Genomic DNA, 591 nt, shown 5'->3' with positions numbered 1-591 from the left:
GGCTGGTCCCGGCACTGGTCGGGCGTAGTTCCGCGGCCGCCATCACCCCGGACGACCTCGCCGGAGCCCTGCACGGCCTGCTGCCCTGGCAGCTTCGCGGCCGGCTCGACGCGGACCTTCGAGGCCCGCTGACGCAGGCTCCTCAGGATGAGGTCGAGGATGGGAGTGCCGTCGTCAGTCTCGCTTCGAGCCATGCCCCTCGTTGCCGGGCTCGGGGCGGCGGCGCGGCATCGCCCTTCCGGCCCGCACTCAGCCCTCAACCGAAGCCAGCGCGGCGTCGGGGTAGCGACGTCCACTGCTCGCCTCGGGCCGCATCCGCGCGTCGATGGCGGCGAGGTCGTCCGGGCTCAGCACGATCCCCGCCGCGGCGGCGTTTTCTTCGAGGTGCCGGATATTGCGGGAGCCGGGGATCGGCAAGATGCCGTCGCCCCGGTGGAGCACCTAGGACACGGCGAGCTGTGCCGGGGTGGGGCTGTGGGCGGCCGCCAGGGCAGCCAACCCATCCATCAGCATCTGGTTGGCAGCGCGGTAGCCTGGTTCGGAGGTGCGATGTGTGCGTCGGATAGCTGCCACACGGATGCGTGCTCCGGG

Annotated in this window: 2 protein-coding genes; both read right to left on the bottom strand. The window is 72.1% G+C overall.

Annotated features, from left to right (window positions below):
* A partial coding sequence (locus tag MKL09_RS01215; RefSeq protein ID WP_244017188.1) for a hypothetical protein occupies positions 1 to 194 on the bottom strand: 194 nt, incomplete at its 3' end.
* A gap of 55 nt (positions 195 to 249) precedes the next feature.
* A complete protein-coding gene (locus MKL09_RS01210) occupies positions 250 to 417 on the bottom strand; it encodes a hypothetical protein (protein WP_244017186.1) in 168 nt (55 codons plus the stop codon).
* Positions 418 to 591: the final 174 nt, after the last annotated feature.

It is taken from the genome of Methylobacterium sp. J-048 (assembly GCF_022829515.1).
In the GTDB taxonomy this organism is placed as follows: Bacteria; Pseudomonadota; Alphaproteobacteria; order Rhizobiales; family Beijerinckiaceae; genus Methylobacterium.
This window is presented reverse-complemented; position numbering and strand designations above follow the sequence as displayed.